The 17,010-nt window shown below is 31.4% G+C and carries 18 protein-coding genes and 1 pseudogene; 13 read left to right on the forward strand and 6 right to left on the reverse strand.

Annotation, left to right across the window (positions count from 1 at the left end):
- Positions 1-181: 181 nt before the first annotated feature.
- A complete protein-coding gene (gene dnaA, locus HMPREF2629_RS10450; RefSeq protein ID WP_002488122.1) occupies positions 182-1,534 on the reverse strand; it encodes a chromosomal replication initiator protein DnaA in 1,353 nt (450 codons plus the stop codon).
- Between the two features lie 692 nt (positions 1,535-2,226).
- On the opposite strand from dnaA, the gene rpmH reads away from it, so the two are divergent.
- From rpmH to HMPREF2629_RS10500, 10 genes are all read left to right on the forward strand, one after another.
- Positions 2,227-2,364 (forward strand): 50S ribosomal protein L34, encoded by a 138-nt coding sequence (rpmH, locus tag HMPREF2629_RS10455; RefSeq protein WP_000240855.1) that lies wholly within the window; start codon positions 2,227-2,229, stop codon positions 2,362-2,364.
- A gap of 98 nt (positions 2,365-2,462) precedes the next feature.
- Positions 2,463-2,807 carry a ribonuclease P protein component gene (rnpA, locus tag HMPREF2629_RS10460; RefSeq protein ID WP_048679394.1) on the forward strand — a complete coding sequence of 115 codons (345 nt, stop codon included), beginning with the start codon at positions 2,463-2,465 and terminating at the stop codon, positions 2,805-2,807.
- Between the two features lie 140 nt (positions 2,808-2,947).
- Positions 2,948-4,327 (forward strand): tRNA uridine-5-carboxymethylaminomethyl(34) synthesis GTPase MnmE, encoded by a 1,380-nt coding sequence (gene mnmE, locus HMPREF2629_RS10465; RefSeq protein WP_048679397.1) that lies wholly within the window; start codon positions 2,948-2,950, stop codon positions 4,325-4,327.
- 70 nt (positions 4,328-4,397) lie between these two features.
- A complete protein-coding gene (gene mnmG / locus HMPREF2629_RS10470; RefSeq protein WP_070813368.1) occupies positions 4,398-6,275 on the forward strand; it encodes a tRNA uridine-5-carboxymethylaminomethyl(34) synthesis enzyme MnmG in 1,878 nt (625 codons plus the stop codon).
- Positions 6,275-6,997, forward strand: coding sequence for a 16S rRNA (guanine(527)-N(7))-methyltransferase RsmG (gene rsmG, locus HMPREF2629_RS10475; protein ID WP_048762524.1), 723 nt, complete (start codon positions 6,275-6,277; stop codon positions 6,995-6,997). Before mnmG ends, rsmG begins: the two co-directional genes overlap by 1 nt.
- A 53-nt stretch (positions 6,998-7,050) precedes the next feature.
- Positions 7,051-7,890 (forward strand): nucleoid occlusion protein, encoded by an 840-nt coding sequence (gene noc, locus HMPREF2629_RS10480; RefSeq protein WP_017175627.1) that lies wholly within the window; start codon positions 7,051-7,053, stop codon positions 7,888-7,890.
- Between the two features lie 170 nt (positions 7,891-8,060).
- A complete protein-coding gene (locus HMPREF2629_RS10485) occupies positions 8,061-8,423 on the forward strand; it encodes a DUF3147 family protein (RefSeq protein ID WP_019834696.1) in 363 nt (120 codons plus the stop codon).
- Between the two features lie 18 nt (positions 8,424-8,441).
- Entirely contained in the window at positions 8,442-8,837 is a 396-nt protein-coding gene (locus HMPREF2629_RS10490) for a DUF3147 family protein (RefSeq protein WP_017175629.1), read from the forward strand.
- Positions 8,803-9,345, forward strand: a complete 543-nt coding sequence (locus tag HMPREF2629_RS10495) for a TetR/AcrR family transcriptional regulator (protein WP_049335806.1) — start codon at positions 8,803-8,805, stop codon at positions 9,343-9,345. The genes HMPREF2629_RS10490 and HMPREF2629_RS10495 overlap by 35 nt, the downstream gene beginning before the upstream one ends.
- Positions 9,346-9,760: 415 nt before the next feature.
- On the forward strand, positions 9,761-10,336 hold the full coding sequence (locus HMPREF2629_RS10500) for a helix-turn-helix transcriptional regulator (RefSeq protein WP_017175631.1): 576 nt from the start codon (positions 9,761-9,763) through the stop codon (positions 10,334-10,336).
- Between the two features lie 41 nt (positions 10,337-10,377).
- Here HMPREF2629_RS10500 and HMPREF2629_RS10505 read toward each other — a convergent pair whose 3' ends face one another.
- Genes HMPREF2629_RS10505 through HMPREF2629_RS10520 form a run of 4 tightly spaced genes read right to left on the reverse strand, consistent with a single transcriptional unit; the run spans position 10,378 to position 13,655 of the window.
- Positions 10,378-10,569, reverse strand: coding sequence for a VraH family peptide resistance protein (locus HMPREF2629_RS10505; RefSeq protein WP_070436572.1), 192 nt, complete (start codon positions 10,567-10,569; stop codon positions 10,378-10,380).
- A 26-nt stretch (positions 10,570-10,595) separates the two neighbouring features.
- Positions 10,596-12,476 (reverse strand): FtsX-like permease family protein, encoded by a 1,881-nt coding sequence (locus tag HMPREF2629_RS10510; protein ID WP_070813369.1) that lies wholly within the window; start codon positions 12,474-12,476, stop codon positions 10,596-10,598.
- Positions 12,466-13,224, reverse strand: coding sequence for an ABC transporter ATP-binding protein (locus HMPREF2629_RS10515; protein WP_049415210.1), 759 nt, complete (start codon positions 13,222-13,224; stop codon positions 12,466-12,468). Before HMPREF2629_RS10515 ends, HMPREF2629_RS10510 begins: the two co-directional genes overlap by 11 nt.
- 23 nt (positions 13,225-13,247) lie before the next feature.
- Entirely contained in the window at positions 13,248-13,655 is a 408-nt protein-coding gene (locus tag HMPREF2629_RS10520; protein WP_049415213.1) for a YxeA family protein, read from the reverse strand.
- 206 nt (positions 13,656-13,861) lie between these two features.
- Here HMPREF2629_RS10520 and lepB point away from each other — a divergent pair, with 206 nt between their 5' ends.
- Positions 13,862-14,434 carry a signal peptidase I gene (gene lepB / locus HMPREF2629_RS10525; RefSeq protein ID WP_049382454.1) on the forward strand — a complete coding sequence of 191 codons (573 nt, stop codon included), beginning with the start codon at positions 13,862-13,864 and terminating at the stop codon, positions 14,432-14,434.
- 228 nt (positions 14,435-14,662) lie between these two features.
- Here lepB and HMPREF2629_RS10530 read toward each other — a convergent pair whose 3' ends face one another.
- Positions 14,663-16,237 carry a BCCT family transporter gene (locus tag HMPREF2629_RS10530; protein ID WP_049382452.1) on the reverse strand — a complete coding sequence of 525 codons (1,575 nt, stop codon included), beginning with the start codon at positions 16,235-16,237 and terminating at the stop codon, positions 14,663-14,665.
- 183 nt (positions 16,238-16,420) lie between these two features.
- Between HMPREF2629_RS10530 and HMPREF2629_RS11365 the strand changes: the two are divergent.
- Positions 16,421-16,513, forward strand: a pseudogene (locus HMPREF2629_RS11365) (RimJ/RimL family protein N-acetyltransferase); the annotation flags it as partial.
- A 181-nt stretch (positions 16,514-16,694) separates the two neighbouring features.
- The coding region (locus tag HMPREF2629_RS10540) for a GNAT family N-acetyltransferase (protein ID WP_141756726.1) at positions 16,695-17,010 on the forward strand (316 nt) is incomplete at its 3' end.

Consider the following 17,010-nt stretch of genomic DNA (forward strand, 5'->3'; position numbering starts at 1 on the left):
TATCAAAGTTATACACATGTGGATAAGTTGTTAATGATGTGTATTACTTTTTCACATTATCCACAATTTAACCTTTTCTAGATTCTTGCTATATTTATAAAATTATTTAGAAGCACAATCATCTTTGATATTGAATGTCATATTTTAGCAATGCTGTTATATAACAGATTCATATTTCCTATTACTGTTTACGTATTTCTTTTTCTAAATCTTCGACTTCTTGTTTGAAAATTGGATCCGCCTTAATATCATTCGAAATTTTTTCGTGTGCGTGAATAACTGTAGTATGATCGCGTCCTCCAAATTCCTCACCAATTTTTGGTAATGAAAAATCAGTTAATTCTCTAGATAGATACATTGCGATTTGTCGTGGATATGCAATCGACTTTGTTCTTTTCTTAGCACTAAAATCTTCGATGCGTACATTGTAATAATGCCCAACTACTTTTTGAATATCTTGAATCGAGATTTTTTTAGATTTGGGAACTTGAATAATATCTTTTAATGCTTCAGCAGCAAGTTCTGTTGTAATCGGTTTACCTTGTAATTTTGAATAAGCAAGTAAACGCGTTAAAGCTCCTTCAAGTTCACGAATATTTGATTGAATTTGATTTGCAATATAATTCAATGCTTCTGCTGGAATTTCTAAGTTCTCTTCTTCGATTTTTTTCTGCAAGATGGCCATACGTGTTTCATAATCTGGTGGCGTGATATCAACAATGAGACCCCATTCAAATCGAGAACGTAAGCGATCTTCAAGTTTTGCTATTTCTTTAGGTGGACGATCACTTGAAATAACAATTTGTTTTTTATTTTGATGTAATTCATTAAATGTGTGGAAAAATTCTTCTTGTGTTTGTTCTTTATTTTGAATGAATTGAATATCATCAATTAATAATACATCGATATTTCTATATTTTTCTCTAAATGCTTCAGGTTCATTGTTACGAATGGATTTAATAAAATCATTTGTAAACTTTTCGCTTGAAGTATAAAGCACTTTGGCATTCGGTTTATTACTTAGTACGTGATGACCAATGGCATGCATTAAATGCGTTTTCCCTAATCCTACGCCTCCATAGATAAATAATGGATTATAAGCTTGTGCAGGTGCTTCAGCTACAGCTAAGCTTGCTGCATGTGGGAAGCGGTTGCCAGGACCAATCACAAATGTATCAAACGTATTATGTGTATTAAATTGATCGATATCATCATGGCTATCATCAATGGCAGACGTTTTGTTTACAGTATTTGATTGTTTACGACTCGTTTCATCAAGTTCAGCGAGTTGTTCAGCAGTGTAAAATTTTGGATCAACTTCATAACCAATGATGTCTTTCATAATTGTTTGAATTACATCTTTATAATTTGAGTTTAACCAATCAGCATAAAACTCATGAATAACAAAGATGTAAGCAACATTGTCGCGAATTTCTTTAAGTTCAGTGTCTTTTAAAAACGTATTAAACGTTGTTTTCGAAATCTCTGACTCAGCTACTTCTAATACCTTTTTCCAAATTTCTTGTTCCGACATATATAAACTCCATCTTTCTATAAATTTAAGACTTATACACAGTTTTTATAAGCGTGGATAAAAATAATCACAGCATGTTAATAATTATCCACAAGTTAATCACATTCGGTGGATAACTTTATATATGCTATGATTTATACACAGTAAAAACACGTATAGAATTTATAAAAAAATCCTATAAGATAAATGATTCAGACGACTTATCCACACAATTATACTTTTTAACTGCAATAGATGTCAAATGGCTGTGAATATGTTTGTAAATTTGGTATAAATCTGTGAATATGTTATTGATTATCCACAAAAAATTAAATACTATATGTGAATAAGTGGATAAAAAATGATACCATAATTTAATGTACTATAACAGGTTTGGGAAATAATTTATAAACGTGTATTAAATATGTATAAAATTGAGAAGCTACTAAATCAATGAAATGTATAAATATTAAAAAATAAAAGTGATATAACTAAAAGAACGTCTTGAAATTCATTAATTGGTTTCAAAAGCTGCTTGCTTTATAAATGGTAATTTGTTATATTGTAGTAGTTGCTTGAATTATGACTAGATAAAATCGAATTAAATCAAAATGATTTGATATTAACAATTATCATTTATCTATTAAAATAGTCAGGTTCATTAGAAGTAGATTTAGTGAACGAGATATAATATGTAGATGGAGGTGTTTTGCATGGTAAAACGTACTTATCAACCAAATAAACGTAAACATAGTAAAGTTCATGGTTTCAGAAAACGTATGAGCACTAAAAATGGCCGTAAAGTTTTAGCGCGTCGTCGTCGTAAAGGCCGTAAAGTTTTATCAGCATAAGATCACTGACTTCTCAGTGGTCTTTTTTTTCGTTTTAAACCCACACATTTTAATAGATGAATGTAACATAAAGAACAATGTAAGCGAGTGATTTAAGCGTGGAGAAAGCTTATCGTATAAAAAGGAATAGTGAGTTCCAAAAAATTTATAAAAAGGGAAAATCTGTAGCCAATAGACAATTTGTTGTGTATACATTAAACAATGAGTATGAACATTTTCGCTTAGGCATTAGCGTTTCTAAGAAAATCGGAAATGCTGTAACTCGAAATCGTATTAAGCGTGCCATTAGAGAAAACTTTAAAGTGCATAAGCAAGATATGATTTCAAAAGATATTATTGTAATAGCGAGACAACCTGCTAAAAATATGTCAACTTTAGAGATTCAAGGCAGTTTAGAACATGTATTGAAAATAGCAAAGGTATTTAATAAGAGAATTAATTAAATTTAGACTGACGGAAGTCTAACGTTAGACAAACCGAAGACTAATCATTAGGTTATAAAACAATATATTCGCAATTTAATTAGAAACTTATTACAATATTATATTGAAATTTTACTTAACTAGGGAGGCGAGAATGGATAATGGATTTTGATACAATTACAAGTATTTCAACTCCAATGGGAGAAGGTGCAATTGGTATTGTACGGTTGTCTGGTCCAGAAGCGGTTGAAATAGGCGATAAGTTATATAAAGGAAAGAAAAAATTAAAAGATGTTCCATCACACACTATTAATTACGGCCATATTATAGATCCTGAGACAGACGAAGTTGTAGAAGAAGTGATGATTTCAGTTTTACGTGCACCAAAAACCTTTACACGTGAAGATATTATTGAAATTAATTGTCATGGAGGTATTTTGACAATCAATCGCATACTAGAACTTACCATGACACATGGTGCTAGAATGGCGGAACCTGGCGAATATACTAAGCGTGCGTTTTTAAATGGCCGAATTGACTTATCTCAAGCAGAAGCAGTCATGGACTTCATTCGTTCTAAAACGGATAGAGCCTCTAAAGTTGCAATGAATCAAATTGAAGGTCGTTTGAGTGATTTAATTAAACGACAACGTCAATCGATATTGGAAATTCTTGCCCAAGTTGAAGTGAACATTGATTATCCAGAATATGATGATGTTGAAGATGCAACAACGGAATTTTTACTTGCGCAGTCTAAAAAAATTAAAAATGAAATTAATCAATTATTAGAAACGGGAACTCAAGGTAAGATTATGAGAGAAGGATTATCTACAGTGATTGTCGGTAAACCGAATGTAGGTAAATCTTCAATGCTAAATAATCTTATTCAAGATAATAAAGCCATTGTCACTGAAGTAGCTGGAACAACTCGAGATGTATTAGAAGAATACGTTAATGTACGTGGTGTCCCATTAAGACTTGTTGATACAGCAGGTATTCGTGATACTGAAGATATTGTAGAAAAAATAGGCGTAGAGCGCTCACGTAAAGCATTAAGTGAAGCGGATTTAATTCTTTTTGTATTAAATAATAACGAGCCTTTAACTGAAGAAGATCGTACATTATATGAAGTAATAAAAACTGAAGATGCTATTGTTATCGTTAATAAAACAGATTTAGAACGTCGATTAGATATTGAAGAAGTTAAAACTATGATAGGGGACACACCACTTATTCAAACATCAATGTTAAAACAAGAAGGTATCGACGAATTAGAATTACAAATCAGAGATTTATTCTTTGGTGGAGAAGTACAAAATCAAGATATGACGTATGTTTCAAACTCTAGACATATCTCACTTTTAAAACAAGCAAGACAAACAATTCAAGATGCCATTGATGCAGCTGAAGCTGGTATTCCTATGGATATGGTTCAAATTGATTTAACTCGTACATGGGAAATATTAGGAGAAATTATTGGAGAATCAGCAAGTGATGAATTAATTAATCAGCTATTTAGTCAATTTTGTTTAGGTAAATAATAAAAATTAAGACGGTCATTAGTCTAAAATGAATAATAATAATTAAGGAAAAAATAGGGAGGTCAATTCAATGGTTCAAGAATATGACGTAATTGTTATTGGTGCCGGTCACGCTGGAATTGAAGCGGGATTAGCTTCAGCAAGACGTGGTGCTAAAACGTTAATGTTAACCATTAATTTAGATAATATCGCCTTTATGCCATGTAACCCATCAGTCGGTGGCCCAGCAAAAGGAATAGTAGTACGTGAAATCGACGCATTAGGTGGCCAAATGGCTAAAGCCATTGATAAAACACACATTCAAATGCGTATGCTTAATACTGGTAAAGGTCCAGCAGTTCGTGCATTACGTGCTCAAGCTGATAAAGTGCTTTATCAACAAGAAATGAAACGTGTCATTGAAGATGAAGATAACTTAGATATCATGCAAGGCATGGTAGACGAATTATTGATTGAAAATGATGAAGTTAAAGGTGTACGTACGAATATAGGTACAGAGTATCATGCGAAAGCTGTAGTCATCACGACAGGTACATTTTTACGTGGAGAAATCATTTTAGGTAATATGAAATATTCAAGTGGTCCAAACCATCAACTTCCATCTATTTCATTAGCTGATAACTTAAGAGAACTTGGGTTTGAAGTGGTGCGTTTTAAAACAGGTACACCGCCACGTGTGAATTCTAAAACAATTGACTATTCTAAAACCGAGATTCAACCTGGCGATGACGTTAGTCGTGCGTTTAGTTTTGAAACTACCGAATACATTTTAGACCAACTCCCTTGTTGGCTCACGTATACAAATGATCGTACACATAAAGTCATTGATGATAATTTACATTTATCAGCTATGTACTCAGGTATGATTAAAGGTACAGGTCCACGTTATTGTCCATCTATTGAAGATAAATTTGTACGTTTCAATGACAAACCACGTCATCAACTTTTCTTAGAACCAGAAGGACGTAATACGAATGAAGTTTATGTGCAAGGCTTATCAACCAGTCTTCCTGAACATGTTCAACGCCAAATGTTAGCTACTATTCCGGGTCTTGAAAAAGCAGATATGATGCGTGCAGGTTACGCGATTGAATATGATGCGATTGTGCCAACACAATTATGGCCAACATTAGAAACTAAAATGATTAAAAACTTATATACTGCAGGGCAAATTAATGGTACATCTGGTTATGAAGAAGCAGCAGGCCAAGGCATTATGGCAGGTATTAACGCTGCAGGTAAAGTATTAGGTATAGGCGAAAAAATTCTAAGTCGTTCAGATGCTTATATTGGTGTCTTAATTGATGATTTAGTAACAAAAGGAACGAATGAGCCTTATCGTTTATTGACTTCTCGTGCTGAATATCGCTTATTATTACGTCATGATAATGCCGACTTACGTTTAACTGATATTGGTTATGACTTAGGCATGATTTCTGAAGAACGTTATGCACGTTTTAATGATAAACGTCAACAAATTCAAGATGAAATTGACCGTTTATCAAATATCCGTATTAAACCAAATGAACATACGCAATCTGTGATTGAAGCTCATGGTGGTTCACGCTTAAAAGATGGTATCTTAGCCATTGATTTATTGCGTCGTCCTGAAATGACGTATGATACAATTTTAGAGATATTAGAAGAAACACATCAGTTACCAGAAGCGGTAGAAGAACAAGTTGAAATTCAAACGAAATATGAAGGTTACATCAATAAATCATTACAACAAGTTGAAAAAGTTAAACGTATGGAAGAAAAGAAAATTCCAGAAGACTTAGATTATAGTAAAGTGGATAGTTTAGCCACTGAAGCACGAGAAAAATTAGCAGAGGTTAAACCATTAAATATTGCGCAAGCATCACGTATTTCAGGTGTTAATCCTGCAGATATTTCTATCTTACTTGTATATTTAGAACAAGGTAAATTACAAAGGGTGAAAAATTAATGAGTGGCATCGAATGGTTAACAAAAGCGTTAAGTGAGCAAGGGATTGAATTAACAGAACAACAACAACAACAATTTCAAACCTATTATCGTTTGCTTGTTGAATGGAATGAAAAAATGAATTTAACAAGTATTACTGATGAGCATGAAGTTTACTTGAAACATTTCTATGATTCTATTACAGCTGGATTTTACTATGATTTTAATCAACCACTAACACTTTGTGATGTAGGGGCTGGTGCTGGATTTCCAAGTATTCCTTTAAAAATTGTTTTTCCAGAATTGAAAGTAACCATTGTCGATTCATTAAATAAACGTATTCAGTTTTTAAATCATTTAGCAGTTGAACTTGGATTAACACAAGTAAGTTTTGTTCATGATCGAGCAGAAACATTTGGTAAAGGTGTCAATAGAGAAACATATGATGTGGTAACAGCACGTGCAGTGGCAAGACTTACTGTTCTAAGTGAGTTATGCTTGCCGTTAGTTAAAAAAGGCGGGCAGTTTATTGCATTAAAGTCTGCAAAAGGTGAAGAAGAATTAGCAGAAGCACAATTTGGTATAAGCATCTTAGGTGGAGAGTTTAGTGATTCTTACACATTTGATTTACCAGAAGATGCAGGTGAAAGACAAATGATTATAGTTGATAAGCGCCGTCAAACGCCTAAAAAATATCCTAGAAAACCTGGTACACCTAATAAAGCTCCTTTATTAGAAAATTAATCAATTTTTCGGTTACTCATGTTAAAATTGATTTTAAGAGGAGTGAATGGACAATGAAAAAACCTTTTTCTAAACTATTTGGTTTAAAAAATAAAGAAGACATCGTTGATTATATTGAAGAAAATCGTCATTCAAGTGTGGAATCCATTCAAATAGAGCGTATCGTACCTAACCGTTATCAACCGCGCCAAGTGTTTGATTCAAGTAAAATTACAGAACTTGCTGAGTCGATAGAAGAACATGGGTTATTACAACCCATTGTCGTTCGACCTATAGAAGAGAATATGTATGAAATTATTGCAGGTGAACGACGATTTAGAGCATTACAATCCTTGCATCAATCTAAAGCAGACGTCATTATTCGTCATATGAATGATGAAGAAACTGCTGTAGTGGCCCTTATTGAGAATATCCAACGTGAAAATTTATCTGCAATAGAAGAAGCCGAAGCTTATAAAAAGTTACTTGAAATTGGACAAACCACTCAAAGTGAGTTAGCGCAAAGTCTTGGAAAAAGCCAAAGTTTTATAGCTAATAAATTACGCTTACTTAAATTAGCACCAAAAGTAATTGTACGATTACGTGAAGGTAAAATTACAGAACGCCATGCACGCGCAGTATTATCCTTAAAAGAAGCGGATCAAGAACAATTGATTGAACAAGTTATTGCTCAGAAATTGAATGTCAAACAGACAGAAGCTCGTGTGAAACAAAAATTAGGCCCTGAAAAAGTAAAAGCAAAAACATTCCAATTTTCTAAAGATTTGACACAAGCACGTGATGAAGTTGGTAAGAGTATTCAAGCCATTGAAGACTCGGGTATTCATGTTGAGCATCGTGATAAAGATCACGAGGATTATTATGAAATTAAAATAAAACTATATAAACGTTAATGACTAAAAGAACAGGTAGAATGAATGTTGCATTCAGTATCCTGTTCTTTTTTTGTCACCTATTTTATAATAATGGATTCTTTATTTCATATTTACATAGTTTAAAAATAGAATTACAATATTATTAAACGAAACGTATCGTTTAATAATTAAGGTAAGAAGGGTTTCATGTGTTCGGAATATCAATTTCAAGTGCGATACTTCATTTTGTGATTGGAGGTATCGCTGTTGCCTTTGCATCGATTATGGCTGAGAAAGTAGGAGGAAAAATGGGTGGCATTATTGCGACTATGCCGGCAGTCTACCTAGCAGCTATTATTGCTTTAGCCATAGATCATCGAGGAGAACAGCTGATTCAAATGTCGATACATCTTAGTTCAGGAGCTATAATAGGTATTATTTCTTGCATCATTACAGTATTTATTACGTCGATTTATATAAATAAACGAGATTATAAAAAAGGTACAGCGTTTGCATTTATTTGTTGGTTAGTCATTTCAATTGCTATTTTTGCGGTACGACACATTTCTTAATATTTGGAGGATTTTTTAATGAAATTAACTTTTATCAAATTTCTCGTGGGTGGTTTAGCTGTTATGTTAAGTTATATTATTTCAGTTATGCTACCTTGGAAAGAATTAGGTGGCGTTTTTGCAACATTACCTGCAGTATTTCTTGTTTCTTTATTTATTACTGGTATGCAACATGGAGATGTCGTTGCCAAACATGTTAGTAGAGGTGCAGTTTTTGGTATGACAGGTGTATTATGTAGTATCTTAGCAACATGGGCAATGTTATATTCTACACATGAGTGGTTACTTAGTATTTTGGTTGGTTTTGTTGTATGGTTTATTAGTGCAGTAATTATCTTTGAAATTGTAGAATTTATTTCACGTTTAAGAAGGAGAAAAGATGGCTGGAAGACCGAAAGATCCAACAATCAATGAAAAAATATTTAAAGAAATTGATCAATTATTAGAAACGACTTATTTTAGAGATATAACAATAGATCAAATTTCTGAAAATACAGGTGTTTCTAAAGCGACAATTTATAGACGTTGGAAAGATAAATCATCTATTATTGTCGATATGTTTGTCAGTCGAATCCACGTTTTTGAAAATGATTATAAAACGATGTACGAGGAATTGTATCATTTTCTAATAAGAATTATGAATATTTATCAAACTCATTTAGGTCGTGCTGTGATTGAAATATTAATTAGTTATCAACCATCTGAAGCACGTGACATATTTATGAAAGGTTATTTTGATAGCAATCGTAAAATATTGAAGACTATTATTTCTAAATATATTGACGAAGCGGACCAAGATTTATTTATTGATTTAATTTTTTCACCGATTTATTTTAATATATTGATTAAACCTCACGTCCTTAATGAAACTTATATTAAAAAGTTATTAAAAGTAATTTTAGATGCATATAATGTTGAATAGTAAAAATATTGAAACTATAAGAAATTAGAGTATCATTCTTATTCTTATATAACCCGTAGATGATTTTAATCTATGGGTTTTTTATTAATAATCAGTATTATACGATTTCGCTTTCCTAGGGGATAGTTTCAGTTTATGTCAACTCAAAGTCTTTTCATGTTTATTTATGATTAAGGTCTCAATCTTTAATTTGTCCTACCCCTTTAGGAGTTTCATTACCAATACTTTGCTTATATTTGTTCTAAAGATCTTAAAATATTGCGATATACTAAAATGTAAAACATTTTTTACACTAAAACTAAGATAATGTAAAAGAAAATTGATAGCTTTTTATTAGAAAAAACGCTTTTATAAATATAGTATTATGATTTTAAAAATTAAATAAAAATAGTTTAATTTATAACGAGGTGAATGAATGGATATCGGTCAACAAATAAGAAAATATCGAGAAAGAGATGAATATTCTCAAGAATACTTAGCGGAAAAATTATATGTTTCTAGACAGACAATATCAAATTGGGAAAATGAAAAGAGTTATCCAGATATTCATAATTTACTAGTAATGTGTGAGTTGTTTGATATCTCACTAGATGATTTAGTTAGAGGAGATTTAAATTCAAATAAACAAGAATCTATAAAAAGAAAAATGAACATTTGGTCGTTAGTTATGATTATTGGATTTACTTTGTCTTCTATACTTATAGGTCCTCTCTTATATTATTTTAATTCATGGGGATTTATAATAATTGCTATTCTTTTTTTAATTAGCTTTTATAGTGGTACTCAAATTGATAAAATTAAGTATAAATATAATTTAGATAACTACGATAGAATAGTAGCTTTTATGAATGGTAAAGATCCAAACGAAGTAAAATCTAGTGAAAAAAGGAATATATTTACTAGTATATTATCTTTTATTTTTATAGTGGGTTTATTTTTATGTATGTGTTATTTGAGTATATATTTAACAGAGATATTTTTAAAATATTAATGAAAGAGAAGCTCAATTCATTTTGAGCTTCTTTTTTTATTCTAATGGTTATTTTTTTCGTATCTTTTCAAAATATAGCCACCGCCAAGTAAGCCTACCGGCACACCAATAAATGGCGTTGTAATACTACTAGCAACTAATACTATCAGAGCTAACATGATACCATTAAACCCATTTACTTTTAAACTTAATAAGTCGTAATATGCGTGTTGAATCATTTCTTTAATAGTCATTTTAACATTTCCTTTCAATCTATTATTTAAATGGCGTCTTTAATGATGCGTTCTGAATGAATGAACGAAATAACTGCAAATATCAGATATACAAGTGAATAGATAACCATGACAATGAAGATAGGTGTCAATGTATAATTACCTATTAACATCATAAATGCGTTTGCTGCAAAAAAGGCATGGAGTAAAGAAACCACTAATGGTAAACCGAAATTGAATATAATCTTTAAAGCTAGTCCTTTTATCATATCTGTATTCGTAAAACCAATACGTCGCAGAATACGATAATTATTTATTTCATCTTCAGTTTCATCCATTTGTTTAATATAAATAATGCAACCAGCTGCTACTAAAAATGCAAGACCTAAGAAAGAAGTGACAAATATAAGAATGCCATTACTTTCATCAATTGCTTTTTTGTTTTCACTTTTTAAAACTACATTTTGGTTTCCTTTTTTAGCTAATGTTTCACCTTTTGAAAGATCACTATGATGCTTAATATTAAAACCATAATGATGTGTAAGTTGATTTTTTGTTTTTAAAGCATTATAGTTGTCTACGCTAATTTTAAGTACTGGCCCACCCAGTGAAGCATCCATTGGAATGATTTCATTTAAATCTTTTTTATCTACATAAAATGTCTTTACTTGTTGTCCTTTTAGTTTTAAATCTTTATGAATTTGAACATTAAACATCATTGAAAGTGGACCTTGTAAATTTGTAATTGTAGCGTGATGACCTTTGATATGAGGATCAGCCATAATCGATATACTTTCATTTTGCATTGCATTACCCGTTTTACTTTTAATGACATCATTTTCAATAATATGGGTATTGGCATTTTCATACGTTTTTTTTGTATAGGGTATACCGTGTTGGTTAAGTTGATGTTCAAATTGTTGGGCCGTCTTTGCTTTAGTAAAGTTAATATCTTGAGGTGACGATGATTGAATATTAAAGTCAGCATTTGCTTTACTAATTGCTCCGAAACACAATATTGTTACTGTAACTGCTGAAATGACTGTAATAATAGTTAAAGACATCGCATTTTTCTTCATTCTATACATAATCGAAGATGTAAAGACGACATCAGTGATAGAGACACGACCCTGTTTTGATTTTTTTAAAGATTTAAAAATAATTGAAACTGAACTTCTGAAAAACAAATATGCGCCTGCTACAGTTAAGAATAAAATAATAAACGGCGTTAATAAGGCCATTGTTAATTCTTGAAATTTACCAAACATTTCTGTAGACATATAATAACCTAACATCATCATTATGAGTCCAAGAATACCAGCAATACATTCTGGCGTGGTGATTTTCGCTTTTACTGCCTCTGTTTTCATACTGTCTTTCATCATAGAAAGTATGGTTCTTCGTTTTAAAAAGATAGTATCTTCTAACATAATTAGAATAAACGCTAACATTAGCATGATCATTGTTTGAATTAAAGCTGCTACTTCAAATCCTATAGATGCATGAATATGTAAATGCATCAGTTTTATTAATATTGAAAGCAATAATTTTGAACCTAAAATACCAACGATGACGCCAATAATGCCTGTACTAATAAATAAAGTGATTTGTTCGATAGCAAGCATTCTAAGAATGTTACCACGTGTTAGTCCAATGAGTTCGAATAATGCAAATTCGCGTGTACGACGTTTAATAAATAGATGGTTCGTATACATTAAGAAAATGATAATCGTAATGAATAAAAAAATTGAACCAACTTTTGCACCTTGATTGATTATTTTTGATGTACCATTATTTAAGCTATGTGTGTATTGTAATGTGACAAAACTAAAATATAAGATGATACTTAAGATTAATGAAAAAAGATATAATACATAATGTTTGATATTACTTTTTAAATTCTTTAATGTAATTTGATTAAACGTCATTTGCCACACCACCTAGGGCTGATTGTAATTGAATGATTTCATTATAAAATTTAGATTTTGTTTTACTTTGTTGAAGAATTTCTGAATGAATATCGCCATCTTTTAACATAATGACACGTTGTGCAAAACTTGCTGCTGAAGGATCATGAGTAACCATAATAATCGTACTATTAAATTGTTTGTTCATATCTTCTAAGCGATGAAGTAAATCTTGTGCACTTTTCGAATCCAGTGCACCTGTTGGTTCATCTGCAAAAATGATGGATGGTTGATGTACAAAAGCACGTGCAGCAGCTGTACGTTGTTGTTGACCTCCAGAAATTTCACTAGGATATTTATCACTTAAATCATAAATATCAAGTGCCTCTGTGACATCTTGATAGTTTTTTTCCATTTCATCTTTTTTCATTTTTTGGACAGATAATGGCAACATAATATTTTCTTTAACTGTTAATGTAGGTAAAACGCTATAATCTTGGAAAATAAAACCAAGTTCTTTCTTACGGAATTGTGCTAATTTTTTATTAGACAACTGGTTTATCTCATTGCCACTGATTTCTACAGTACCGTCTGAAATGCTATCAATCGAACTGATAACATTAAGAAGGGTTGTCTTACCTGAACCAGATGGTCCCATAATGGCAACGAATTCTCCTTTATCGACTGAAAAGTTAATATCGTGTAGTGCTTTAAATTTTTGTTTCGTTCCATAAATTTTTGATACATGATTAACGTTTAAAATAGGCATGATTTTCATACTCCTTGTAAGTTTTATAATTTTTCTTTCGCTTTAATTGGAATGTCTGATTGTTTTACTTCTTTATATGATGTAATGGTGTGAGATTTTTCGCTTACAACTAAGTAATGATGTTGTTTTAATTTTTTAGACGCTGTATAATCAATGTTTTTAGCTTTACCATCTTTGGTGTAACCTGTTTGATTGTAATGGTAGATATAGAAGTCTTTTTCCTTATCAACGACTTCCACTTTTGATGGTTTTTGAGTCTTAACATAATACTCATGCGTTGGTGCTAAGGGATTTAATTTATTCCAATCATTGATAGAACGATTGTTAGGATGTTGGTCTGAATATGCGTTTAATCCAAATAAACCACCTATAATGACTACAATAATGACAAGAATAGTTAATATGATTCTTAATAATAATTTCAATCTCATCACTCCTTATCTCTATTACACTTCTTATTTTAAAAGGGTGAATGAAGCGGTGCCTTTATCTAACCTTACAAAGTAAGAGGTGTATCTTACGAATGTGAAAGATTTAAATAATAATCAGTCGTAAGAAGAATGAAACGTGTTTGAAAAGTATGTATGATAGAGTAGAAGTAATCGAGAATAAGAAAAGATGATAGGCGGGATGAAATGTGAAAAGAGAAATCATGGAGTGGGTTATATCCATTGTAGTGGGGCTACTGGTTGTTATTGTAGTAACAAAGTTTATTGGCGAATCTTATACAGTATCTGGATCTTCAATGCATCCAACGTTTCAAGATCGCAATAAAGTGATTATAAGTAAAATTTCTAAATCTATGAATCACATTGATAATGGTGATGTCGTTGTATTTCATGAAGATTCAAAACGTGATTTTATTAAACGTGTGATTGGCACACCAGGGGATACAGTAGAATATAAGGGAGACCAATTATATGTAAATAATAAAAAAGTGTCTGAACCGTATTTAGATTACAATAAGAAACATAAACAAGGTCAATATTTAACAGGCTCATTTAAATCAAGTCAAATTAAAGGTTCAAATGGTGAAATGAAACTTCCTAAAGATAAATATTTAGTTTTAGGAGATAATAGACAAAATAGTATAGATAGCCGATTTGATGTTGTAGGTCTAGTAGATAAAAAACAACTTGTAGGTAAAGTCGTTTGGAGATATTGGCCATTTAATGAATGGAAAACTAACTTCAATCCAGGAACATTTTAAAAATAAAGTCACAACGAACATTTTTAATTCGTTGTGACCTTTTATTTTATAGTAGAGTTTTTATCCTATACAAACTACAAGAGTAAATAGAATTTATTTTGAATTTGTCGTCCCCAAAAAAGAGAACTAAGCTTGAAAAAAGCTTGCGACAAATGCATTTTTCAATTCAATCATCGACTACTAATATATATAAAACCGGAGACATTTAATGATGTCTCCGGTTCTGTCCTATTTCATTTTAGATTGTTGGTTTGTGTTATGTTTAATATAGTCCTTTTTACGTTGATGATCAGGTTGTAAGGTTAAACCTAAGAATTTTCTTTCTTGATTTGCATCTTTGAAAAATGAAATCATCATTAAAATAACAACAAAACTAAATGGTAATGCTGAAATAATAGCAGCTGATTGCAGAGCATCTAGACCTGTCGATCCACCAGATAGTAAAAGTACGTAGGCAATCGCTGATAACATGACGCCCCAAACAATCTTAACAAAACCGGATGGATTTAAACGACCAAATGATGTTTGCATACCTAATACAAATGTAGCTGAGTCTGCGGATGTAATAAAGAATGAGCCTACTAAGATAATAGCGATAAACGATAAAATTGCACCCATAGGCATCTCATTGAAAATACCAAATAATTGTGTTTCAGGTGGCATACTAAAGATATGTTTAGATTGCTTACCAATTTCAATACCAGTAATACCGAAGGCTGTAAACCATAGCATACTAATAATTGTAGGAACGCCTAATACTGCGATAACGAATTCACGAATCGAACGACCTTTTGAAATACGGGCAATGAAGATACCTACAAATGGTGACCAACTCATCCACCAGCCCCAATAATAAATCGTCCATGACTGTAACCATTCATGTTTTTGTGAGTTAAGTGGAGCAACATCAAAGCTATTAAAAATAAGTGTATTCAAATATTCACCAATTGAGGATGTAAACATATTCATAATTAAAATTGTAGGACCTACAATTAGAGTAATAATAAGTAACATCGCAGCTAAAAGCATATTTAAATTACTTAAATACTGAATACCTTTGCTTAAACCACTCCAAGCACTAATTAAGAATAAAACTGTAACAATAAGAATAATAATGCCTTGAATAAGTTTATTGTTTGGCACTCCAAATAAATAATTTAAACCACCGTTAATTTGCATGGCGCCAACACCAAGTGACACTGCAACCCCAATAATAGTAGCAAAAACGGCTAAAACATCTACAACAGTACCTAATGGACCTTCTACTTTATTTCCGAAAATAGGACGTAATGTACGAGAAATGAGTCCTAAGTCATTTTTTCTAAACTGTGTATATGCAAGAGCTAATGCAACAATACCGTAAACTGCCCAAGGATGTAGTCCATAATGTAAGAAACTTGAACGCATGGCTTCAGCTAGAGCAGCTTCTGTTTCTTTACTCGCTGTTGGTGGCGATAGATAATGTGAAATGGGCTCAGAAGATCCATAGAATACAAGTCCAATACCCATACCTGCACTAAATAGCATTGTTAACCATGAAATGGTATTAAATTCTGGTTTATCATCAGGTTTTCCTAACTTAAGCTTTCCAATTGGATGAAAAATAAGTGTGATACAAAATATCAGAATAATGCTAATAAGTAGCATATAGTACCAACCAAACGTTTCTGTAATAAAACTTCCGATTGCTCCAGAAATTGAACCAAATTGATTAGGGAAGATGGCTCCAATAATTACCAGTAACCCTACAATAACTGAAGCAAAAATAAATACATTTGAAAACTGTTTAGATTTGTTTTCCATGTATTTAACTCCTTTCAAATTTAATAAAACAGATGTATAAAAGCTTAACATATATCGTTAAAAGAATAATGAATAAGTTTAAAATTTTACAAATATTTAATAAGTTTATGTTTTTAATGTATGTAATTATGTTATTATACTTATAATTTATCGAATATTTTGAAAATATAGGAGGTTTTAATTATGTTTGGATATCAAATTAATGACCACTTAAAATTAAAAATATTAGAAGAACGAGAAGCGGATCAACTTTTTAAATTAGTAGATAGTAATCGTGAGTCTCTAGGGGAGTTCTTGCCATTTGTAGCGTACACAACTGAGGTTGAACACAGTAAGAAGTTTATTCATTCGGCCTTACAACAATTTGCGCGTGGAGATGGATTTCCATATCCTCTTTAGTAGCGGTTTTTTTCTTTAAGGTTCATTAATAATTATATAAGCGGGTGGGATAGTTATGATCTTTGGTTATCAAATAGATAAAGATATTAAATTAAAGATATTAGAAGAACGAGAAGCAGGGCAGTTATTTAAATTAGTAGATAGTAACCGCAAATATCTAGCGGAATTTTTACCTTTTGTTGAACATACAAAGAGGGTAGAAGATAGTCAACACTTTATCCACTCAGCTTTACAACAATTTATCGATGGTAATGGGTTTCATTGTGGAATATGGAGTGATAAAAAACTGATTGGTGTTATTGGATTACATTATTTAGACTTAGTTAATAAACGTACCTCAATTGGTTATTATTTAGCTGAAGATTTCCAGAAGA

Origin of the sequence: Staphylococcus sp. HMSC034C12, from assembly GCF_001835895.1 — a bacterium.
Taxonomy (GTDB): domain Bacteria; phylum Bacillota; class Bacilli; order Staphylococcales; family Staphylococcaceae; genus Staphylococcus; species Staphylococcus hominis.